Origin of the sequence: Zhouia amylolytica (assembly GCF_900116365.1) — a bacterium.
GTDB lineage: Bacteria > Bacteroidota > Bacteroidia > Flavobacteriales > Flavobacteriaceae > Zhouia > Zhouia amylolytica.
Map to the genome: position 1 here is coordinate 378,946 of NZ_FPAG01000002.1, position 22,884 is coordinate 401,829.

The following is a 22,884-nucleotide window of genomic DNA, read 5'->3' on the forward strand; positions in this document are numbered from 1 at the left end:
TATCTTTGTACAATACGTTAAAAGAGGGAGATATTAAGTGAGGAATCCAAGATGTATAAGTCTGCATATGATATGGAGCATGATGATTTACTCCAAAAACTCAGACAGATTGTTTTAGCCAATCTGGACAATGAGAATTTTGGGGTGTCTCAGCTGTCTGAACATATCGGAATGAGTCGCTCAAATCTTTTTAGGAAATTAAAGCAACTAACAGGAAAGTCAATAAGTTGTTTTATTAGGGAAATCAGGTTAGAAAAAAGCCTTGAACTTTTATTAAATAGCTCCGATACGGCATCTGAGATCGCTTATAAAGTAGGCTTTAACAGTCCTTCCTATTTTCACAAATGTTTCTATAAATATTATGGCTTTCATCCTGCTGAGGCCAAAGACCAATCTGCAAACATTTTGTATAAGAGAATAAAAAGTCAAAAGGTGGTAAAGCCTGGTAGACCGTGGGTTATATCAAGAATTGTTTATCCCGTAGTTATTCTTCTTATAATCATTTTCGGGGTGGGATATACCTTGCTGAATACTGATAACACTCAAAGTTCAACCAGAGAGATTCCAATAGAGAAGTCAATAGCGGTTATGCCATTTCAGAATTTGAGTGCCGAAGAACAAAATCAATATTTTGTAGATGGGCTCGTTGATGATTTGATTAACAGACTTTCTAGAGTTCAGGGTATTAGTGTAATATCCAGAACGTCTTCTAATGTGTACCGGGAACGTGCTTCTATAACAATTCCTCAAATAGCCGAGGAGCTAAATGTTAATTATATTATTGAAGGAAGTGTTCAACGCGATGCAGATCAAATTCGAATAAATATTCAGCTATTAAATGCTAAAGATGATGATCAGATCTGGTCTCATATTTATGATCGGGAGCTCAATGATATATTTTCAACCCAAACCGAGATTGCAATGACTGTAACCTCTGCCATGCATCTGGCCCTTACCCCTGAACAAACTAAGGAATTATCAAGCTCAGGAACGAAGAATATTAAAGCACTTGAATATTATCAATTAGGGAGGTTTCACCATGATAAAATGAGCAAAGAAAGCATGCAAATAGCAATGTCTTATTTTAAAGAGGCCATTAACGAAGATCCTAATTATGCCCGTGCGTATTTAGGGTTGGCTGATGCATTTAATATATCGCTGGATAAACCCTTGGAACCAAATATTGAAAAAAAGAGAGCATTAGCTTTAAAAGCTTTAGAACTGGATGAAAATCTGGGAGAGGCACATGCTATACTGGCTTTATGCTATGAGGCTGAAAAAAACTGGAAGGGAGCCGCATCTGCTTACATGAAGGCTATAAACTTAGAGCCCAATAGTCCCAGAATCCTTAGGGCATATTCTCAGTTTTCCTATTTGATTGGAAATAAAAAAGAAGCTCGGATGTACATAGATAAGGCTATAAAGAATGATCCATTATCTTTTTTAAACCATCATTATAGTGCCTTCATTTATGCCAATGAGGAGCAATATGAAGAAACTTTAGAAGAGATCATCATATGTGAAGAGCTCAGCAATAATCAATCCTGGATGCTAATTGGTAAAAGTCATGTTAATTATGTATTGGGCAATGTGAGCGAAGCGGTTGATGCATTGAAGAAATACGCGGAAATAGCATACCCTAAAGATCATTCAAAAGAAATTGATAGCATCTATTCAATAAAAGGATATGAAGGCCTTCTGGAATGGCAAATAACAAAAACTAATTTTCCCCAATATCAATCGGAATTATATGCATATCTGGGGGATGAAGAAATGTCGATAAGCGCTCTGGAACGAGCATTCGATGAAAATTCATTGAATGATTATTTTGTAGTTCGCCCTTGTTATAAAGATTATGTGAATAATCCTCGCTTTAAGGCCATTGTGAAAAAAAAGAAATTGTATGATTACTACTATGATAAAGATGGTAACTACATTCAATAGCACCATAAGTTACCACGCATGCAACCTGATTCCCTCTGCAACATAATTTTTCAAAAAATTACATTTTTCTACAACATACTTGTTAAGTGCAACTTTCATAATTATTGCAATTTTGAATAGGTTTTTCTAGTACCTATAAGTACTCCACAAAAACGCTCATTAAATAAGTTTTAGATATGAATTGTATTCCAATAAATACAATAATAGTAAATGTTTAACCTTAAAAACAATGAATTATGAAAGCTTTAATAATGGTTTTATTATTTGGTCTGACCAGCCTCGGATTTGCACAGTCTAATCATGGTATTTTTGATGGGATTATTTTGGAGGATGTGGTAGTAACTCCCTTGAACATGGATTATTTAAACACGGTTCGCGATGAATGGACTCCAAAGAAAGCATTGCAATTACAAGAACGAGCCGCTCGTTTTGATATCAGGGATACGGAAGAATTTAAAGATGGATTGTCTCCATTTGCTGTAGAGTTTTATGGATCACACGGAAAGATTAAGGCGGTTTACAGTGAAGAAGGGTACATCATTTCTGCCGTTGAGCGTTTTAAAAATATTGCACTTCCGGCAGCAGTAATGGAAATGGTATGCGAAGAGCATCCCGGTTGGGCAATTGTAGCTGATAAGTATATCAATCAATACAGCGATAATGATATTGTAAAGCGCGAATATCAATTAAAACTCAGCAAGGATAAATTGAATAAAAATATAACGATAAATCTCCTGGCTGTAGTCAAAGAGTAAAATTTAAAAGCATGGTTGAAAAACCATGCTTTTTTATAATTGGAAATGGTCATTCTTTGCATAACATATATTATGGACGAATGACCTGTTCCCATTTCACACCACTAATATCCGTTAGAATTAATGTATAGGAATTATTAGTATAGTTCAGATCTTTAGGGAGTTGAAGACTTATAATTGCCTTCGCCCCCAAAGGAATTATCAGGCTGTGCGCACCTGGCTTTATCTTAGCGATATAACGATTGTTTATTTCAATAGATTCTTTTTGGGATAGAGCCTTCCCATCTAAATGAATAATGGTTTGGTTCTGTTCATCTCTCAGGCTTATTCCAATTAAAAATGAACCGTATACATCGACCCCTTGGGTTCTGTACATTTCAAATGTTAATAAGTTCTCCTTAATTTGAGCATCTGCTATTTCAATTTTTGGTTTTACCGATTTGTTATGGAGGTCTCCCCAAACACCACCGTGGAAATATTGATTGGTAAACAAGGTTATAAATAAAATGATTCCCGAACCTATGGCAACAATCCTGGGTAGTTTTTTCATGTGAACAGGAAGTATACCGGAGCCCAATAGTGAGAACCATTTTCTTTGAGCAATCGACGCATGGTTCCGGATTATAAATGAATCCAATGAAAAGGTACCTCCACCACTCATAAATATGGTAAATCCGGCAGCGATTCCCAAAACACCTATTTGCCATTCATCAAGGCAGGTGGTGCCTATCCATCCTGCACCGAGTAAAATACCCATGGCCAAACCAAAAACGCCTATGCTCATGAGTCGCGTTAGAAACCCAAACATAAACAGCAAGCCTACAATCCCTTCTATAATGGTAAAAATCACCATGGTCCACCATAAAGTTTCCGGATGCGTAACGAGATACTCGATAAAGCCCTGTATCCCTAATGCATTTGGTAAAAAATGATTGAATTTCTCCCCGATATAACCTGTAGTATTCGGATCGAGTTTATTGGCTAAAAACAGGCGTCGCCAAAAAGCTGAAAAATAGGTCCACCCTACAACCAAACGCAAGGCGGTAGTGAATAATCCGGATAGCTGATATGCTTCCAGTTTATTTTTATACTGAATGTTTTCCATTTTAATTAATAAGTTAAATAATGATTATTTAAAATAATTCCTGTAGTACCGGTTCGAACTACAAGTCTTTTGTTTGTTGATGTAACGAAAACATTACAGATGAAGTCGAAGCTTTTTGAATAAAATATAGCCCGGTATTTTCGTCATTGCAGGCCATCCTGACTTATTATGGCCTTTTAGAAGTATATCTTCACCTTCCCGGCTACGATAATTTAATTCGTTAGGGGAAATAAACGGAAGGCTGAGAACTATTTTTGTTTTGGAATGCCCAGACTTGGTTAAGGCGACTTTTTCACTGTAATCATAACAGGATGCTACCGTGTTAAAAGTTGATTTACCAACGTTGAGCTGTTTAGCAACAGAGAGATCTAAAAAGTGTTGTACCGGTTTGCGTAGGGAACACGAAGACAACAAAACCACCACAAAAAAGAGTAGGACAGTGCCTCCTCTTAATAATTGCTTTATAGATTTCGTGTGTTTTTTCATGTCGTCAGACAAAGATGTAAAAAAATAAGTGGAGAAAAATCACCTTTAAGATAACTTTAAATATCCTTTTATATGCGAATAGAATTCATAAGGAGTGGTTATAAAAGAAGAATCTAGTTAGCGTTGTAGAATAAATTAAATTTGTGTCCATCCGGATCGGCAAAAACGCAAACATAATACCCATTTTCATCGTAAAATTTCTTTCTGTCCTTCAGCGAATTAAAGAAAATTTTGCCCCCGGTATTTTTTACTTCATCAATCCAAGTAATAAATTCATCCATGGTTTCAACCGATAGGGTAAACATAATTTCATTTCCTTCATTTAAATCAGCTATAGCACCCTCAATACTATTGCTCAGTTGATCCCTATGAAAAAAATGAATTACAAATTCATTCTCACCAAATAAAAAACTGACCAATTCTTTAGTCGCATAACCGTTTTGTTTAAAACCTAATGAAGAATAGAAGGCTTGTGTTCTTTCTGTGCTTGCTACGCCAAAATTTGCCCAGATATTTTTTGGTTTCATGACACCCTGTTTTTAGGTTATTAAATAGATTTGATCGTTCGAAGATATAAAATAAAGATCATGATTGAAAAAGCATGTGTTAAAAAAGGAAAAAGCCTTATTTTTAGTAAGCTTTATCTTATGTATATACAGGGGTAGATCTATAAAATAATCTAACACCATTATAGCGAATCGTTTTACACTTTATAATCAAACCTCAATAAACGCAAGGCATTGAATACGACAACAAGAGTTGAACCCTCATGCATTAATACAGCCGGACCTATAGTAGCAATCCCTGCAACGGTTAATGGTATTAAAATCGCAACCATGCCCAAACTAATGAAAAGGTTTTGCCTGATGATATTTTTTGCCTTCCTGCTTAAGGCAATGGCAAAAGGTAATTTGTTGAGTTTGTCTCCCATCAGTGCAATATCAGCAGTTTCCAGAGCCACCTCACTACCGGCAGCACCCATGGCAATGCCAACTGTACTATGTGCCATGGCCGGAGCATCATTAACTCCATCACCAACCATAGCTACTTTTCTATGTTGTTCTATAAGCTTTCTAATTGCAGTAACTTTGTCTTCCGGCAATAGTTCGCCCCAGGCGTCAGTGAGTCCGATCTTTTGAGCAATAGTTTTAGCGACGAGCTGATGATCCCCCGAAATCATGATCATTTGTTCAATGCCAATATCCTTGAGTTGCTCTAATGTTTCCCCGGCTTCTTCCCTTGGCGTATCCATAACAGTAATAATGCCTATAAAAGAATTATTTTTACAAACAAGCATGGTTGTTTTTCCTTCTTTAGCCAGGGCGTTTATTTTTGATGAAATATGTTCCGGAGGGGTCAGGTCAATAGCCTGAAACAATTCTATATTACCAATATAGACGGATTCCTTATTTAAGATAGCTTTTATTCCTTGTCCCATATACGCTTCCAGATCTTGTGCTTTTGGAAGTTTTAAATCGCCAATTCGTTGCAATCCATCTTTTACAATTGCTTTGGCAAGGGGATGATCACTTAACTTTTCTACGGCAATTACCGTTTGTAACAGTTCGTTTTCAGTAGTTGCTGATAATGGAAGTACATCAATTAATTTTGGTTTTCCTTCCGTCAGTGTACCTGTCTTATCGAAAGCTATGGCTTTAAGAACTCCTAAATCTTCCAAAGGTTTACCCCCTTTAATGAGCACGCCACTCCTGGCTGCCCGAGCTACGCCACTTAGCACGGCACTGGGTGTTGAAATAGCTAAGGCACACGGACTGGCGGCTACCAAAACAGCCATGGCTCGATAAAAACTCTCACTGAAGCTTTCATCAATGACTAAAAAAGCAAAATGTAAAGCTACCACTAGAATTAAAACAGATGGAACAAAGTATTTTTCGAATTTGTCTGTAAACAATTGTGAGGGTGATTTTTGCGTTTGGGCCTCTTTAACCAGTGTTATAAGTTTGGCCAGTGTGGTATCGGTCGACTTTTTAAGGACGAGCACTTCCATCGAATTACTCCCGTTCAGAGTTCCTGAATAAACCTGGTGTTCCGAAGGGATAGTCTTCGTCTGTAACAATTCATTGACCGATCCTTCCATAGCAATTTTATCTACCGGAATACTCTCCCCGGTAATTGAAGCCTGGTTTACACTGCTATTACCCTTAATGACGACACCATCTGCAGCTATCTTAGTGTGTGGTTTTATGAAGATGACATCTCCGGGTTTGAGGGTATCAATAGCAACTTCTGTTGTTTCTCCATTTAATTTTAAAAAGGCAGTTTTAGGAGAGATCTCAGCGAGTGCTGCGATCGAACTTTTGGCTTTGTGCATAGCGAAATGCTCTAAAGAATGCCCAAGACTAAATAAGAAAAGTAAAAGAGCTCCTTCTGCCCATTCACCTAATATGGCCGCTCCGATTGCCGCTACAAGCATTAAAAAGTCAATTTCAAACCCTCCCTTGACAACCGTTTCAATAGCTTCTTTGGTGGTGTAAAAACCACCAAAGAAGTATGCCAGCAGGTAAAGAGCAAAACTACACCACAAAGGAACAGTTACTATATAACTCAAAGTAAACCCTAGTCCGAGGACAACGCCACTAATGATCGAAAAAATAAGCTCTGTATGCTTTCCGAAAATTCCTTTATCGTGATGATGATGATTGCTAGTCTCCATGGCATTGATATTTTATTTAATTAAAAGAATAATTAATGACTATGTTCTGCTTCTCCTTTTTTCATTTCCGCTAATAAATAATAAGCATTGTTAAACGCAAACCTGGAACCGGGAGGTATAGAATCAATAAAGTTAACCGCACTCCATTTTAGGTCTTCACCTGTTTTAATGAGTTTTACAGGTGCGAAACTCCAGCCGTTTTCTTCTTTTTCTGCAGTAAATGCATAAAATGTATCCCCGTCTTTAACAATTCCTGAAGTAGGAATGGCAATTACTCGGTTATTATCGATCTCTACGCGACCCTGTATATACATCCCTGGAATTAAATGTCCCTTTTTATTTTCGATCTCAGCATGAATATGGACGGCCTTCGGACTTTCTTCAAAAGTTTTGCCCACAGAGTAAATCTCAGCAGAAAGCTCTTCATCAGGTAAAGACTGAACCTGGAAGCGAACTTTTTGCCCTTTCTTCACTTTTTGAACGTCTTTCTCAAAGACCATTAAATCTGCATGAACATGATGCGTATTTACCACCTCAAAAAGTTCCGTTTGCGGCGCTACATATTGGCCTGTTTTTACCTCTACCTTTTGAATGAAACCTTCTATCGGACTTCGCAGCCCTACCTTTTGTTGTATGTTTCCATTACGCACTGCCGCAGCATTAATGTTTAAGATCTTTAATTGTGCTTCTAATCCATTAATGCGCGCTTTCGAGGCTAAATAGGCGGCTTCAGCTTTTTGATAATTCATTCCGGAACCGACCCCCGCATCATATAGTTTCTTTTGTCGCTCGTAGTCCTTTTTTAAGAACTCCCCATCGCTGAAAGCGTTTAAATAGTCAGTCTGTATATTTATAATGTTCGGATGCGCCAGGTAAGCTATTACCTGACCCTTTTTAACTTCATCTCCCTCAATAACCTCGATATCGGTAACATTGGCTCCAATAACGGCAGTTACTGAGGCTTCATTCTGAGGAGGAACTTCAAGCGTTCCATTGGCTTCAACATAACCACTCATGTTTCTGTTATGAAGTGTGTCTACCTTCATTTGTAACGCTTCAAATTGACTGTTAGACAGGGTTACTTTATTATTATGAGTCTCCTGTTCAGCATCTTCGTTATGTTCATGGCCATGACCATCGTTATCACTTTTATTAGTTCCACAACCTACAATTGTGAAGACGGACAGGATTAAAAAGAGGCTTTTATATATTAACTTTTTCATCGTATTATTGTTTGAAATATTGTAATTGAAACATGCTGTTTAAATAGTTGGCCAAAGCTTCCTGAGCGGCAACCTCAGAAGCAATAGCATCTTTGATCATCTGTGAAAAACCACTATAGTCAATGGCTCCTTCCTTATAAGCCATTAAGGCTCCGGATCGTTGTTCTTTGGCCAGAGGCAAAACTTCATTAGCATAAAATTCCCACGATTGTGCCCATTTTTCATAATTGGCAACTGCCTGAACCATTTCAGATCTGATCACTCGATTTTGATAATTTACTTCCGATTTTACAATAGCGGCATCATATTTAGCTTTCTTGATTTTAGCCCGATCTTTTCCCGAAAGAAAAGGCACCGAGATTCCGGCCTGGTAACTATAAAACCCCGTATTATTATTAATCTCCTGCAGTCCTCCCTGAAGATTAAATTTAGGTAGCATCCCGGCCTTGGCATTTTTATAATTCGATTCAGCCAGTTCGACACGTTTCTCATTCGTTAAAAATGCCGGGTGACTCTCAAGATGCATTTCCTTTACATCTATAACGGGTATAGTTAAATCATCAGTAACCGTATATACCGTGTCTGCACCGAGCCATAGATTCAATTGCTGCAAGGAAATCTCATAATCCTTTTTCGTTTGAGCTAATTGGTTCTGTATTTTCAAGGCTTGATTTCTCGCTGCTAAATATTCCAGTTTAGAAATAGCCTCTACCTCATAATTTAAGGTAACCGCTTTTGAGAAATTCTTATAAATGGAGTCCAGTTCAACATACAGATTAAGTTTCCTTTTTTGTTGCAAAGTATGGGCCCATGCTTTTTTTACTTCGGTAGAAACCTCCAGTTGTGTTAACTGATAAATGTTTTCCGCCAATTCGATCCTTTTTTGTTGCAGTCGCTTTTTGGAAAAAATACCAAGGAGATCAATATTCGATTGACTGATACCAACGGTCGTATATATACCGGCTTCCTCATTTATTTCTTCCCCTCCGGTAAAAACCTGGGTAGTTCCAAGGTCGAACGCCGTGCCTTGCAATGCTTCCTGTTTTTCCATTTCCAGTAATTGCTGTTGTAGCAACGGATAGTTTCTTTCGGCTAATTGTATAGCCTCTCCTAAACCGATCTCAGGATATGGTTGGTTTTGTGCATTAATGCTATTAGGAACAATAATGATGAAGATAACAGCTGTAATGGTAGCTAGTTGTTTCTTAGGTACTTTCATCGGTTTCGATTTGTTTTCAACCCAATGATATAATATCGGTAGAATGAATAAGGTGAGTAGAGTAGAAGTGATTAATCCTCCAATAACCACGGTTGCAAGGGGTCTTTGCACTTCAGCTCCAGCCGAAGCAGATAGGGCCATTGGTAAAAATCCAAGCACATCCGTAAATGCAGTAAGCATAATAGGACGAATACGTCTTTTCGTTCCTTTCAGGATTCGTTCTCTCAGGTTGGTAACTCCTTCTTCCTTTAATTCATTTAATCCGCTAATCATTACCAAACCATTTAATACCGCTACCCCAAATAGCACGATGAATCCAACACCAGCGGAAATACTGAATGGTAAATCGCGGAACCATAAGGCGAGTACCCCACCGATCGTAGCCATAGGAATGGCAACGTAGATCATTAAAGTCTGAGGAAATGATTTTAACGCAAAATAGATAAGAATGAATATCAGGAATAGTGCTATGGGAACCACCGTCTGTAGTCGGTTGCTGGCTCGCTCGAGATTTTCGAAGGCTCCCCCGTAACGAATATAATAACCAGGAGGCAGCTGAAAGCTTTCTTGTAATTTTTGTTGTATGTCTTCTACCACCGATTTAACATCCCGGTCCCTGATGTTAATCCCTACATAGGTACGACGGTTAGTGTTGTCTCTGCTTATTTGCATGGGACCCGGTCGATAGCTTATCTCCGCCACCTCCCTCAAAGGAATCTGACTACCGGATGACAGGGTAACAAATAGGTTTTTGAGATCGGAAATATCCGTTCGACTGTTTTTCTGTAAACGCACCACAAGATCGAAGCGCTTTTCACCCTCAAAGATAACCCCGGCATTAGCTCCTGCGAAAGCAGCTTCTACAATGGTATTAAGTTCATTGATCTGTAAGCCATATTGTGCAAGTTTACTTCGGTTATAAGCTACAGAAATTTGCGGCTGACCAGTGGTTGCTTCTACTTTCATATCGGCCACGCCTGGAATGTTGGCAATGAGTTTACCGATTTCTTCGGCCTTTGCAGCCAGTACCTCCAGGTCTTCACCGAAGAGTTTAATGGCAACATCTTCACGTACTCCTGTTAACAGCTCATTAAAACGCATTTCTATAGGTTGGGTAAATTCGTAATTTACACCGGGTACAATGCTAACTGCCTCTTTTATTCGATCCACCAGCGCTGCTTTATTAGGTGCTGAAACAAATTCGGAAGGGTCTTTTAAAATAACAAAGACATCGGCTATATCCATCGGCATTGGATCGGTAGGAACGTCCGCAACACCAATCCTGCTTATAACTGATGTTACTTCGGGAAAATCAGCTTTAATGATGCGCTCTATTTTTGTGGTGGTTTCAATGGTCTCAGAAAGTGAACTGCCGGGTTTTAAGATAGCGTGAAAGGCAATATCTCCCTCATCGAGCTGTGGAATGAATTCACCACCCATTCTACTGAAAAGGAAAACGATGAAAGCAAAAATAACCACCGCACCTCCAACAATGTATTTACCTTTTTCTAAAGCCTTTGATAAGATCGGTTCATATTTACTTTCAATCCAATGAACAAAACGATCCCCATAAGATTGTTTCAGAGTTTTTGACCCCCTTAAAAACAAGGCAGAGACCATTGGCACGTAAGTCAAACAAAGGATCATAGCACCCACCATGGCAAATATAAAAGTAAGAGCCATGGGTTGGAACATTTTACCTTCAACACCTTCTAATGCTAGAATAGGTATGAAAACAATAAGGATGATGAGCTGGCCGAAGAAGGCAGAATTCATCATTTTTTTGGATGCAGATGCTGCGATTTTATCACGTTGCTTTTCTGAGAGTTCTTTATTACTGTTGGCTTTAGTGACAATTAAGAATACAGTACTTTCTACAATGATCACCGCACCATCAACGATAATTCCAAAGTCAATGGCACCAAGACTCATTAAATTGGCCCAAACCCCGAATAGGTGCATTAGAATAAAGGCAAACAATAACGATAACGGAATAGTGGAAGCCACAATAAGTCCACCCCTCCAATTTCCTAATAAAAGAACAAGTACAAAAATTACAATAAGACCACCCTCCAGCAGGTTATTCGTGACGGTACCCGTAGTTTCACTGATCAGCTCACTTCTATCCAAAAATGGTTTTACCGAAACTCCTTCGGGTAAGGATTGCTGAATTTGCTGCATACGATCCTTAACATGATTGATGACGTTATTAGAGTTGGCACCTTTTAACATTAAGATCATTCCACCGACTACTTCACCTTTACCATCTTTTGTAAGAGCTCCATATCTAACGGCGTTGCCAATAGTAACATTGCTGATGTCCTTGATACGTATGGGAATATTGTTGACATTCTTGACAACAATGTTTTCTATATCAGAAACAGATTTTACTAAACCTTCACCCCTGATAAAATTTGCCTGATGGTTCTTTTCAATATATGCACCACCAGTATTCTGATTGTTATTTTCCAGCGCTTTGAATACATCCGAAATGGATAGTCCGATAGCCCTGAGTTCATCTGGTTTAACTGCAATTTCATATTGTTTCTTGTTACCTCCAAAGGCATTTACCTCGATAACGCCCGGTACCATAGCCATTTGCCTTCTGATAATCCAGTCTTGTATGGTGCGCAATTCGGTTTCATTATATCGGTCTGCGTAAGTGCTGTCTACCTCAAGGGTGTATTGGTAGATTTCACCCAACCCGGTCGAAATCGGACCCATTGTCGGTTTTCCAAATCCCTCCGGAATTTGTTCCTGAATTTCGGGTAACTTTTCAGATACCAACTGTCGTGGCAGGTAAGTTCCCATATTATCATTGAAAACAATGGTTACGACAGATAGTCCAAAACGTGAGATAGAGCGTATCTCTTCCACCTCGGGTAGGTTGCTCATTGCTAATTCCACGGGGTAGGTTACAAATTGTTCAATTTCTTCGGTACCTAAATTAGGGGCCTGGGTAATTATTTGTACCTGGTTATTGGTAATATCGGGTACTGCATCTATCGGAACTTTGGTCATACTCCATATGCCCGTTCCAATAATAGCCAGGGTGAACAACCCAATTATAAATTTATTATTGATTGAGAAATCAATGATTCTGTTAATCATGATTATGGTTTTAATTCAACTTAATTATAGGGTATTGGTAATCTGTCTGTGTATTTCAGAAGATTATAAAATAATACGTTATTTAAAATATTGAATTAAACCTGTGGTGGTCGAAGTAACCTGTTTAGGTGTGAGTCCATCACTAAGTCAATATAAATACTCGTAAAAGACAATATGATAGTGGAACCTTTGGTTTCAAAAAGTTGCGTAGGAAAAGTAGTGTGAGAATGGCAACACTGACATACACAAAACGGAGAACATAAGTCTACATGTTGTTCGTGATCACTGTGGTCAGAGGCAACCTGCATTTCACAATCCGCCTTAACTTCTGCATCAGAGCAGGGAGCCATGGATAAGCTGATTAGAAAAATTGCGAGTATGAATGCTATCGTTTTCACATGGTAAATATAGTAATTAATTTATGCAACCAATTTGCAAAAGTTAAGATTCACAATTAGGACATACCCCTTTATAAACCATAGTGGCACTCGTAACCTTAAAACCAGACGGGATATTGGTGGAGGGAATCTTGGACTTCATAAAGCAAAAGGTTTCTTCACAAACAGAGCAGTGAAAATGTATATGCTGATCTTGTGGTTCACAGTTACAATTTTCTTCGCACATGGCGTACTTTAAAGAACCGGTACCGTCTTCAATACTATGGATAAGCTTTTTTTCTTCAAATGTCTTTAAAGTACGATATAAGGTGGTTTTATCCACGCGATCAAAACAGGCTTCCAGATCACTTAGGCTCATAGCACTTTTTGAGGATATAAGCTGCTTTAAAACTAAGATCCGCATGGAAGTAGGTTTGATCTGATGTTTATTTAATGCATTCTCAAGATTCATTTCGATCATTATTACTATCTTCAAAATTACAAAATACGACTACATATTGTGATTTAAACTGACTATATTTAAGTTTTAAGTTACTGTGTATATAACGACCTCATTAATGTTCGAAAATTTTAAAGCCTACCTGGTAGATAAATCGGGAATTGAATCGTCAAAATGTGAAGCGCTGTCGAGAACGGTAAAATCCTTAGATTTTAAAAAAGGATCATACTTATTACGGCCTGGCGAGATATGCCATCATACATTTTTTGTCGAAAAAGGACTCCTCAGAGCTTATACGGTCGACGAACAAGGAAAAGAGCATATCATTCAATTTGCCTCGGAAAGTTGGCTGATGTCCGATCGAAGCAGTGCTTATTTTAATGAACCGGCAGATTATTTCATTGAAGCTATTGAAGATACAACGGTTATTTTAATCGATAAAGAGCTGATCAATGCTTTGTCAAAACAAAGTGAATCTTTTAGGAGACACAATAATAAACTCTTACATAACCACATCAGACATCTTCAGAAAAGAATCAATATGCTTTTGGGAGCATCTGCTGAAAGCAGATACCTCGATTTCGTTCAAATGCATTACGATTTAACCCTGAGGGTACCGCAGTGGATGATTGCATCATATTTAGGGATTACCCCCGAAAGTTTAAGCAGGGTTCGGAAGGAGTTGGCAAAAAAGAATTTCAAGCCATAAAACTCGTTGACTTCAAGGTTGTAAAGATTTCCTCATTGCGCCTGTGGTTTTAATACTTCTTACCATACATCAATGCATAGGCCCTTACCTTAGTTTAATTTTACAGTGTAATTAAAAGGAGATTTATAATGAAGACAAAAAAAGTAGAATTGGTAGTAGCACCACCAGCACCGCATTTCGTTGGCGATGGTTTTAGGGTGCATAATTTTATACCCGGTGGATACCATTTAGATATGCAGCGAATGGACCCGTTTATTATGTTCGATTATAATTCTAAGTTTTACTTCCCACCAAGCGATCAACCGAAAGGAGTAGGGGTTCATCCACATAGAGGGTTTGAAACTGTTACAATTGCTTATAAAGGAAAAGTAGCACACCACGATAGTGCGGGCAACAGCGGAGTTATAGGTGAAGGTGATGTACAGTGGATGACAGCGGCCTCAGGTGTTTTACATAAAGAATATCACGAAGAGCATTTTAGTAAGGAGGGTGGTGATTTCCAAATGGTACAATTATGGGTTAATCTTCCCGCAGCATTCAAAATGTCTGATCCAAAATATCAGGGGATTAAAAGTGACCAAATGGGAAGATTTCAACTTCCGGATGATCAAGGGGAGGTAGCGGTAATAGCCGGAGAATACATGGATGTGAAAGGCCCTGCTACTACTTTTTCACCGGTACAGATGTACAATGTATCATTAAACAAAAATGGAGAAGCTCAATTTTCCTTTCCCGCACATTATAACACCGGGTTATTGGTTTTGGAAGGTAACATTATGGTAAATGGATCGGAACAGGCCGAAACCGACCGTTTTGTGTTGTTTGAAAATGAAGGCGAAACCTTCACTATTAAAGCATCAGAAGATGCTAAAATACTGATTTTAAGCGGAGAGCCTCTAAATGAACCTATCGCAGCCCATGGCCCCTTTGTAATGAACTATAAAGCTGAAATATTACAGGCTTTTGAAGACTTCAATCTGGGGAAATTTGGGTATCTTGAAGATTAATAGTTTGATTTTTTAAAAACATTAATAAATGCAATCATGTCTAATATTCAATTAATTATTGAAGAACGTGCTGCGGATATAGGCAATTTTCTGGTAGGTAGGTTGTTACCATTCAGGAAGAAGCGAATGGTCGGCCCCTTTATTTTTATCGATCACATGGGGCCAGCTGCTTTAAAAGAACACCAGAATATAGATGTAGGACCACATCCACATATCGGCTTGTCTACCCTTACGTATTTGTTTGAAGGAAGTATGATGCACCGGGATAGCCTGGGTACTGAAATAGAAATAACACCTGGTGCTGTGAACTGGATGACGGCGGGCAAAGGAATTGTTCATTCCGAACGAACCCCGGAATACCTCAGGACATCGGAGAAAAGTATGCATGGATTACAAATTTGGGTGGCCTTGCCAAAAGCACTGGAATTTATGGATCCTACTTTTACTCATGTAGAAAAAGAAGACCTGCCAGCATGGACTTCCGAAGGGGTACACTATAAACTAATAGCAGGGAAAGCCTTCGATAAAGAATCACCAGTTCCGGTACATAGTGAACTCTATTTTATTGAAATTAAAACGAAAAAGCGTGCAACTATAAATATAGGGAACCATTTATTTGGAGAAAGCGCACTGTACATTTTGGAAGGAAGCGTAATCAGTGAAGGAAATGTATTTGAACCAAAGCAAATTTTGGTCGCTAAAGACAGTACCCTTTGCGAATTTGAAATGGCAGACAACACTACTGTTTACATTTTTGGAGGTGTTCCATTTCCCGAAGAAAGACATATTTATTGGAACTTCGTCGCCTCTGAAAAGGAAACCATCGAAAAAGCAAAGGAAGATTGGAGATCAGAACGATTTCCAGTAATTCCAAATGATGATGGAGCTTTAGTGCCGTTACCTCCGGAAAAAACAAATGGCTTGAAACATAAATAATAATTAATTATTGGAAAGGATAAACAATGAAAACGATATTGCATAAAAATGAAACAAGAGGACATGCAGATCATGGCTGGTTAAACAGCTATCACACTTTTAGTTTTGCTAATTACCACAATCCGGAAAGAATCCATTTTGGAGCTTTAAGAGTATTGAATGATGATACGGTAGCCGGTGGAATGGGGTTTGGTACCCATCCTCATGAAAATATGGAAATAGTATCTATCCCCCTCAAGGGAGCTTTGGAACATAAGGATAGTATGGGGAATATCGGCGTGATTAATAAGGGAGATATTCAGGTTATGAGTGCCGGTACAGGCGTATATCATAGTGAATACAATAAGAATAAAGATGAAGAGGTCAAGTTTCTTCAGATATGGGTTTTTCCCGATAAAAGAGGGGTTGAACCAAGATATGATCAAATGACCTTAAATGATGATGACAGACATAATACCCTACAGGAAGTCATTTCCCCGGGTTTTGATAAAGGATTATGGTTACATCAAGATGCATGGTTCTACCTTGGTAAGCTCGACACTGATAATACGCAGGAATATCACTTAAAAAAGGATACCAATGGGGTTTATATATTTGTTTTGGAAGGAGAAATAACCATTGGAGATCAAAAGCTTCACAAAAGAGATGGATTTGGTATCTGGGAAACGGATATATTCACTTTAAAAGCAAATACCGATGCTGAAGTACTTCTGATGGAAGTCCCTATGGATATTTAAAATTGCCGACCTCTTTAGATTATTCATTATATTTATATTACAAGATGCTAATTATTAGAATGATATGGATACATCTAAAGAGGTCGAAATCGTCGACTTCCTCGCCGAAGTTTTATTCTTTTCGGAGGTAAGTCAAAAATCACTTAAAAATTTTGCGGCAAAATTAACCATAGAAGTTTTTAGAAAAGGTGAGGTGATTTTTGAAAAAGATGAAATCGGCGATTCCATGTATGTTATTCTTGACGGAAAAGTGAAGGTATACGAAAGAGATCATACCTATGGCATCCTGGAAAAAGGAGAGTGTTTTGGAGAATATGCCCTTATTGACAGTAAAAAACGATCTGCCGCCATTGCCGCGCTCGAGGAAACCCAGGTATTAAAAATAGACCGAAAATATTTTTACGAACTATTATCAACAGACATTGGATTTGCAAAGGGTATCTTATCAGTAATGATCAAAAGGCATAGGAAGCTCGATGAAACCCAGGAGCAATTAATGCAATCCAGAAAAGAACTTCAGGAACTTAATGATAAGCTGAATGGTTTGATAATGGGAGCCACCGATGCCATTATTATGTTCGATAAATCATTTAAAATTATTTTGGCAAACCCTTCTGCGCATCAAATTCTTGAGAATAAGGATGCCCTTAAAAGAAACGTTTTATTTTTTTTAGATGAACCATCTGCTTCAAAAATTGAGCATCTGGTGTCTCATCAATTCCTCAAAGAGGGTATTCAAAAACAAACTTTTATTGATGATGTTATAAAGGTGATTGGCTCTGAAGGAAAGGAATCTAATCATGAGGGAACACTTAGCAGTTATGATCATGAAGGAGAAAACTTTTACCTTTTGATCCTCAGGAATATCGAAGAACGTCTTATTGCAGAAAACAAAATTACAGCCCTTCAAACCCAAACTGCCTATTTGGAAGAAGAGGTAAAAGAGCTTACCAGGTCGTTTGGAATTATAGCCAACGACCAAAGCATGATGCAAGTGTTGAAACAAATTGAACAAGTAGCCCAAACCAAGGCGACTGTGCTCATTCATGGAGAAACAGGAACTGGGAAAGAATTGGTGGCCTGGGCAATTCACAATTCAAGTAATAGAGCCAATAAGCCAATGATACGGGTCAATTGCGGAGCGATACCTGGCAATTTAATCGAAAGTGAACTTTTTGGGCACGAAAAAGGGGCATTCACCGGGGCAGTTACCAGTAGAAAAGGACGCTTTCTACTAGCCGATGGCGGGACTATATTTCTCGATGAAATCGGAGAACTCCCTATCGAATTACAACCAAAGCTTTTAAGAGTCATTCAGGAAGGTGAATTTGAACCTGTAGGTAGTTCAGAAACCATAAAAGTAGAAGTGCGCATTATTGCTGCGACACACAGAGACCTTAAAAAGTCAATTTCTAAAGGACAGTTCAGGGAAGATCTGTATTATCGTTTGAATGTATTTCCAATTAACGTGCCATCCCTGAAAGAAAGAGGAGACGACGTTTGCCTTATTGCACAAAGTATGATAGAGAGATTCAGCAAAGAGTTGAATAAGACTCATGTAACCCTGTCCGAGACCGATAAGATCTATTTCAAAAATTATGACTGGCCAGGAAACGTAAGAGAACTTCAGAACCTCATAGAAAGAGCTGTGATAATTTCTAAGAATGGCAAAATAGATTGGTCAGATATTATTCCAATGAAAAATAAGGAAGAAGAAGCCTCTAAACCCCTGGATAACCAGAAAATATATACCACTCAGGAAATGCAGGAATTGGAAAAAGAAAACATTGTTAAGGCGCTTAAAATTACGCGTTGGAAAATTTATGGTAGTAACGGAGCTGCAGCGCTATTGAATATCCCACCAACGACTTTAGCTTCCAAAATTAAGAGCCTGAAAATTGAACGTCCGCTATAATTTCCACTAAATTTCGTGTTCTCTACAACGAAAAATCATTTTATAACGAAATATCGTTAGTGTTTAAAATCACATAAATATCATAAACACCTGATAAACAGTGTTTTATAAGTTTTGGCACGGGGTGTGTATAAAGTTAGCTATCAAAAATGTTTAACTAAATACATACTAAAATGATTACTACAGAAAATGTAAAAAACGGAGTGAACGTAGATCAATTAATGGCTACTATCGAAGCAGTTCAAGGAAATCCTGAATTGGCAAAGTTTAAATTCAGATCAAAAAACAATTGGATCGAAGGAGGAAATTGTGTTTCCAGTATTAAAAGTTTTTATGGGGTTGGAGAAGAAGATACTACCCGTGATAAAACTTTTACCTTAGAGTGTGATCATCCTCAGGTATTGCTGGGTAAGGATAAGGCACCAACACCACCGGAGGTAATTCTACATGCTTTAGGATCTTGTTTAACCGGGGCGATGGTATATCATGCTGCTGCTCATGGAATAGATATCGATGCCGCAGAATCCAGCATGGAAGGTGATATGGATCTTCAAGGGTTCCTGGGGCTGAAACCCGAGGTTCGAAAAGGATTTAACGGTATTACATTTAAGATTAAAGTAAAATCTGAAGCAACTGACGAGCAATTGGAAGAATTAGCCAAATATTCTCCAGTATTTGACATGATCGTTAATCCAACACCGGTTCAAATTGTATTTGAACGCTAAACCTCAGAAAAGTCCATAAATCACTTTATGGACTTTTTCTTTTTAATCACAACGCTAACAACTCATGGCACTTCTACAAACGAATAGCATTACCGCAAATCAGGCCGTTGCCTGCATAGCTTTTAAAACGAACGAGATTTGCTCTATTTATCCTATAACTCCTGCCTCTGGTATGGCAGAATTAGCTGAAGAATGGAGTGCTGCCGGATATACAAATGTATGGGAAAATACTCCAGTGGTCTATCAGCTCCAAAGTGAAGCGGGAGCAGCAGGAACTATGCATGGAGCATTACAAACAGGAGCCCTGGCTACAACATTTACTGCCTCCCAGGGCTTATTATTAATGATGCCAAATATGTTTAAAATAGCAGGACAATTATTGCCGAATGTTATTCATGTAGCCACCAGGTCGATTGCGACTCACGCCTTATCTGTTTTTGGAGATCATAGTGATGTTATGGCCGTTCGAAGCACAGGATATGCAATGTTGAGCTCTTCATCTGTTCAGGAATCAATGGATATGGCATTAATTGCGCAAGTAGCGACGTTGGTATCCAAGGTACCTTTTGTTCATTTTTTTGATGGATTTCGAACTTCACATGAAACCAATACGATTTCACTAATTGAAGATAAAGTTATAAAACAAATGATGCCCTCAGATGCTATTGAGGCTCATAAAGACAAGGCTTTAAGCTTTAATAATCCTACCGTGAGAGGGTCCGCACAGGGGCCGGAAATATTTTTTCAGGGAAGGGAACGAATTAATACTTATTATAACGAATGTCCGAAAATAGTTTCAGGTTTGATGGAGCAATTTAAAACATTAACAGGACGTTCGTATAAACCTTTCGAATTTATTGGAGATCCTGATGCAAACCACGTTATCATATCGATGGCTTCATCTACCAGTACTATTGCAGCGGTTGTACATGAATTAAATAGAAAAGGTAAAAAGCTCGGATTGATCAATGTCAGACTTTACAGACCATTCAGTGCGGAGTACTTAGTTAATGCCATTCCAACAACCTGTAAATCTATCGCGGTTCTGGATAGAACAAAAGAACCGGGAGCATCTGGCGAACCTTTGTATCTGGATGTATTACAGGCTTTAACAATTCAAAAAGCAACAGTAAAGTTTACAAAACCTCCAAAGGTATATGGAGGTAGATATGGATTGTCTTCAAAAGAATTTAATCCGGCAATGGTACATGCGATTTATAAGGCGTTAGAAACCAATTGCCTGATAAATAATTTTACCGTTGGAATAAATGACGATGTAACGAATTTAAGCCTGAAAACAGATACCGGTTTTCAACTTCAAAAATTTGCTAAAGAATTCATTATTTATGAAGATAAATCAACAACAGATCGTAAAAGCCTGAGTCAGCTTTTTCAGGAATTGAATAATCGTGGTAAAAATATACAGGCCTATACTGAATGTAGTTATAAAAAAAGTGAGACCGAAAGTGTGTGTCACCTTCGGGTTTCAGATAACAAACTCGAAGCTCCTTATCTTATAGATCATCCGGATGTTATTTTATGTGACTCCTTAAAGCATTTTAACAATGAGCGGTTTATAGAATTACTTCACAAAGCATCCAGTTTAATTATTAATACGAAACTCGATGAACAAGAATTACTTCAAAGGCTAACGAGTTCGCAAAAACAATTAATAAAAGATAACAATATTGCCATCTATTCGATTTCGGAAAATGATTTGCAGCAAGGTTTCTTAACTCCTTTACACCATCTGGTTCTGGAAATTTTTAAAACAACCGACGCCTCTGGTTGGGAGGAGGGCTTAGCCGATACCTTAAGCCACATATCTTTAGCTCCTTCAGAGGAAGACGTCCCTTTTACAGGAATAAACCATCAGCATTTATCCCTCACTGAGGCACTTGTAATGAATAAAGGAAATCAACTTAGCGTAGGCGACTTTCCCGCAAATGGGAGCTATCAAATCAATGATAAAGTATATGGACAACCCAGAATTTCTGAATTCATTCCTGTTTGGGAGGCCTCAGATTGTATTCAATGTGGAGCCTGTACTATGAGTTGTCCGCAGGCTGCATTGAGAATGAAAGTTTTTCAAGCGGAAAAGCTTCCCATGGAGGTCATGCAATTAAATAGTGTAGAGCCTTCAGTACATGAATGGAAGGAAGAAGATTTTCAATTAACTATTCAAGTGAATCCGGATCAGTGTAATGGATGTAATAACTGTATAGATAGTTGTCCGGTAAAAGCCTTAATTCCTAAATCAGATAAAGAAACCATTGAATTAGAAAGAGTGCGATGGGAACTTTTCGATCAACTCCCGGAATTTGACAGGTCTAAAATCGATGTTGAGTCCTTAGGGCAACAACAATTACAGGAACCCTTATTCAGGTATCCATATGGTGTTGAGGGATGTGGTGAAGCTCCTTACCTGAAGTTGCTAGCACAGTTATTTGGAGATCGTATGCTGGTAGCAAACGCTACCGGAGCAAGTTCTATTATTGGAGGAGCTTTACCACAAACCCCATGGTATAAAAATAATGATGGAAGAGGACCGGCCTGGGCTAACTCTTTATTTGAAGATAATGCAGAATTTGGTTTAGGTTTTAGACTGACCTATGATTTTAATAGAAAAAAGGCAGAACACCTTTTAAGAAAACTGAAAAGTCAGTTAAATCCTGATCTTGTAGAAGACCTTCTTTCTGATCAAAAACAATCAGATAAAAATGTTCAGGATCAACGCACACGAATTAATAACTTAAAAGAAGCATTACAGGCCATTGAAAGTAAACAGGCAAAAGACCTTTTTAAGGTAGCCGACTATTTATTAAAGCCGGCTATCTGGATCGTAGGAGGTGATGGATGGGCCTATGATATTGGGTATGGTGGCCTTGATCATGTAGTGGCTTCAGGTGAAAATGTAAATATCTTAATTTTAGATAATGAGGTCTATGATAATACAGGTGGACAAATGTCAAAAGCCACTCCTTTCGGAGCCTCTGCAAAATTTGCCAGTAAAGGTAAATACAGAAAGAAAAAGGATTTAGGACTTATGCTAACTGCTTATGAAGATGTATATATAGCCTCCGTATCGATAGGTGCAGATAAGGAACAAACCTTACAGGCTTTTTTAGAAGCAGAAAGCTATGATGGACCATCAGTAATTATAGCTTATTGTCATAGTGTTTCCCAGGAAGTAGATATGAAACATCCATCCCAGTACCATAAGGCTAAAGTCGCCAGTGGCCAATGGCTGTTGTATAGATTCGACCCCAGAAATAAAGAATTGGGAGAGAGCCCGATGATCCTAGATTCAAAGATCACCGATAAAACCATTGAAAATTACCTTAAAATGGAAGGTAGGTTTGACAATTTGTTGAGGCATAAAGACGCAGGTAACTTAGTGGATGAACTTCAAAGACAGCAGGATCAACGTTATGTGAATTATTTAAGACGTACATCAATATTAAATAATCATAGTTGTGTTTTATAACATGAGTCCAAGGA

17 protein-coding genes are annotated in these 22,884 nt (G+C 38.2%); 9 read left to right on the top strand and 8 right to left on the bottom strand.

Annotated features, from left to right (window positions below):
- Window positions 1-51: 51 nt before the first annotated feature.
- Together BM361_RS04255 and BM361_RS04260 are read left to right on the top strand one after the other, a co-directional pair.
- Window positions 52-1,944, top strand: coding sequence for a helix-turn-helix domain-containing protein (locus tag BM361_RS04255; RefSeq protein WP_074977158.1), 1,893 nt, complete (start codon window positions 52-54; stop codon window positions 1,942-1,944).
- A gap of 236 nt (window positions 1,945-2,180) precedes the next feature.
- Window positions 2,181-2,699, top strand: coding sequence for a hypothetical protein (locus BM361_RS04260; protein ID WP_038264335.1), 519 nt, complete (start codon window positions 2,181-2,183; stop codon window positions 2,697-2,699).
- A 70-nt stretch (window positions 2,700-2,769) separates the two neighbouring features.
- On the opposite strand, the gene BM361_RS04265 is transcribed toward BM361_RS04260, so the two are convergent.
- The 8 genes from BM361_RS04265 to BM361_RS04295 form a co-directional block, all read right to left on the bottom strand.
- Complete coding sequence (locus BM361_RS04265; protein ID WP_074977160.1) at window positions 2,770-3,804, bottom strand: TQO small subunit DoxD; 1,035 nt, start codon at window positions 3,802-3,804, stop codon at window positions 2,770-2,772.
- A gap of 93 nt (window positions 3,805-3,897) precedes the next feature.
- Window positions 3,898-4,290, bottom strand: a complete 393-nt coding sequence (locus BM361_RS04270) for a hypothetical protein (RefSeq protein ID WP_074977161.1) — start codon at window positions 4,288-4,290, stop codon at window positions 3,898-3,900.
- A 113-nt stretch (window positions 4,291-4,403) separates the two neighbouring features.
- Window positions 4,404-4,817 carry a VOC family protein gene (locus BM361_RS04275; RefSeq protein WP_074977163.1) on the bottom strand — a complete coding sequence of 138 codons (414 nt, stop codon included), beginning with the start codon at window positions 4,815-4,817 and terminating at the stop codon, window positions 4,404-4,406.
- Window positions 4,818-4,993: 176 nt separating this feature from the next.
- Window positions 4,994-6,964, bottom strand: a complete 1,971-nt coding sequence (locus BM361_RS04280; protein WP_074977165.1) for a heavy metal translocating P-type ATPase — start codon at window positions 6,962-6,964, stop codon at window positions 4,994-4,996.
- A gap of 32 nt (window positions 6,965-6,996) precedes the next feature.
- Window positions 6,997-8,187, bottom strand: a complete 1,191-nt coding sequence (locus BM361_RS04285) for an efflux RND transporter periplasmic adaptor subunit (protein ID WP_074977167.1) — start codon at window positions 8,185-8,187, stop codon at window positions 6,997-6,999.
- Between the two features lie 4 nt (window positions 8,188-8,191).
- Complete coding sequence (locus BM361_RS04290; RefSeq protein WP_074977169.1) at window positions 8,192-12,517, bottom strand: CusA/CzcA family heavy metal efflux RND transporter; 4,326 nt, start codon at window positions 12,515-12,517, stop codon at window positions 8,192-8,194.
- A gap of 95 nt (window positions 12,518-12,612) precedes the next feature.
- Window positions 12,613-12,915: a DUF6660 family protein gene (locus BM361_RS17235; RefSeq protein ID WP_394331292.1), complete on the bottom strand. Its 303-nt coding sequence runs from the start codon at window positions 12,913-12,915 to the stop codon at window positions 12,613-12,615.
- Window positions 12,916-12,958: 43 nt separating this feature from the next.
- Window positions 12,959-13,366, bottom strand: a complete 408-nt coding sequence (locus BM361_RS04295; protein WP_217643755.1) for a Fur family transcriptional regulator — start codon at window positions 13,364-13,366, stop codon at window positions 12,959-12,961.
- A gap of 106 nt (window positions 13,367-13,472) precedes the next feature.
- Between BM361_RS04295 and BM361_RS04300 the strand changes: the two genes are divergently transcribed.
- From BM361_RS04300 to BM361_RS04335, 7 genes are all read left to right on the top strand, one after another.
- Window positions 13,473-14,063, top strand: coding sequence for a Crp/Fnr family transcriptional regulator (locus tag BM361_RS04300; RefSeq protein WP_074977172.1), 591 nt, complete (start codon window positions 13,473-13,475; stop codon window positions 14,061-14,063).
- A 128-nt stretch (window positions 14,064-14,191) separates the two neighbouring features.
- The gene (locus BM361_RS04305; protein WP_038264321.1) at window positions 14,192-15,070 is read left to right on the top strand and encodes a pirin family protein; all 879 of its coding nucleotides are present in this window, start codon (window positions 14,192-14,194) and stop codon (window positions 15,068-15,070) included.
- Between the two features lie 36 nt (window positions 15,071-15,106).
- Window positions 15,107-16,006 (top strand): pirin family protein, encoded by a 900-nt coding sequence (locus BM361_RS04310; RefSeq protein ID WP_074977174.1) that lies wholly within the window; start codon window positions 15,107-15,109, stop codon window positions 16,004-16,006.
- 26 nt (window positions 16,007-16,032) lie between these two features.
- Complete coding sequence (locus BM361_RS04315) at window positions 16,033-16,743, top strand: pirin family protein (RefSeq protein ID WP_074977176.1); 711 nt, start codon at window positions 16,033-16,035, stop codon at window positions 16,741-16,743.
- Window positions 16,744-16,807: 64 nt separating this feature from the next.
- The gene (locus BM361_RS04325) at window positions 16,808-18,658 is read left to right on the top strand and encodes a sigma 54-interacting transcriptional regulator (protein ID WP_083425850.1); all 1,851 of its coding nucleotides are present in this window, start codon (window positions 16,808-16,810) and stop codon (window positions 18,656-18,658) included.
- Window positions 18,659-18,831: 173 nt separating this feature from the next.
- Complete coding sequence (locus BM361_RS04330; RefSeq protein WP_074977178.1) at window positions 18,832-19,383, top strand: OsmC family protein; 552 nt, start codon at window positions 18,832-18,834, stop codon at window positions 19,381-19,383.
- 64 nt (window positions 19,384-19,447) lie between these two features.
- Entirely contained in the window at window positions 19,448-22,870 is a 3,423-nt protein-coding gene (locus BM361_RS04335) for a 4Fe-4S binding protein (RefSeq protein ID WP_074977181.1), read from the top strand.
- Window positions 22,871-22,884: the final 14 nt, after the last annotated feature.

Excerpts from the sequence above, each read along its gene's own strand:
- BM361_RS04255 (WP_074977158.1), top strand. The coding sequence starts at position 52 with ATGTATAAGTCTGCATATGATATGGAGCATGATGATTTACTCCAAAAA.
- BM361_RS04260 (WP_038264335.1), top strand. The coding sequence starts at position 2,181 with ATGAAAGCTTTAATAATGGTTTTATTATTTGGTCTGACCAGCCTCGGA.
- BM361_RS04265 (WP_074977160.1), bottom strand. The coding sequence starts at position 3,804 with ATGGAAAACATTCAGTATAAAAATAAACTGGAAGCATATCAGCTATCC.
- BM361_RS04270 (WP_074977161.1), bottom strand. The coding sequence starts at position 4,290 with ATGAAAAAACACACGAAATCTATAAAGCAATTATTAAGAGGAGGCACT.
- BM361_RS04275 (WP_074977163.1), bottom strand. The coding sequence starts at position 4,817 with ATGAAACCAAAAAATATCTGGGCAAATTTTGGCGTAGCAAGCACAGAA.
- BM361_RS04280 (WP_074977165.1), bottom strand. The coding sequence starts at position 6,964 with ATGGAGACTAGCAATCATCATCATCACGATAAAGGAATTTTCGGAAAG.
- BM361_RS04285 (WP_074977167.1), bottom strand. The coding sequence starts at position 8,187 with ATGAAAAAGTTAATATATAAAAGCCTCTTTTTAATCCTGTCCGTCTTC.
- BM361_RS04290 (WP_074977169.1), bottom strand. The coding sequence starts at position 12,517 with ATGATTAACAGAATCATTGATTTCTCAATCAATAATAAATTTATAATT.
- BM361_RS04295 (WP_217643755.1), bottom strand. The coding sequence starts at position 13,366 with ATGAATCTTGAGAATGCATTAAATAAACATCAGATCAAACCTACTTCC.
- BM361_RS04300 (WP_074977172.1), top strand. The coding sequence starts at position 13,473 with ATGTTCGAAAATTTTAAAGCCTACCTGGTAGATAAATCGGGAATTGAA.
- BM361_RS04305 (WP_038264321.1), top strand. The coding sequence starts at position 14,192 with ATGAAGACAAAAAAAGTAGAATTGGTAGTAGCACCACCAGCACCGCAT.
- BM361_RS04310 (WP_074977174.1), top strand. The coding sequence starts at position 15,107 with ATGTCTAATATTCAATTAATTATTGAAGAACGTGCTGCGGATATAGGC.
- BM361_RS04315 (WP_074977176.1), top strand. The coding sequence starts at position 16,033 with ATGAAAACGATATTGCATAAAAATGAAACAAGAGGACATGCAGATCAT.
- BM361_RS04325 (WP_083425850.1), top strand. The coding sequence starts at position 16,808 with ATGGATACATCTAAAGAGGTCGAAATCGTCGACTTCCTCGCCGAAGTT.
- BM361_RS04330 (WP_074977178.1), top strand. The coding sequence starts at position 18,832 with ATGATTACTACAGAAAATGTAAAAAACGGAGTGAACGTAGATCAATTA.
- BM361_RS04335 (WP_074977181.1), top strand. The coding sequence starts at position 19,448 with ATGGCACTTCTACAAACGAATAGCATTACCGCAAATCAGGCCGTTGCC.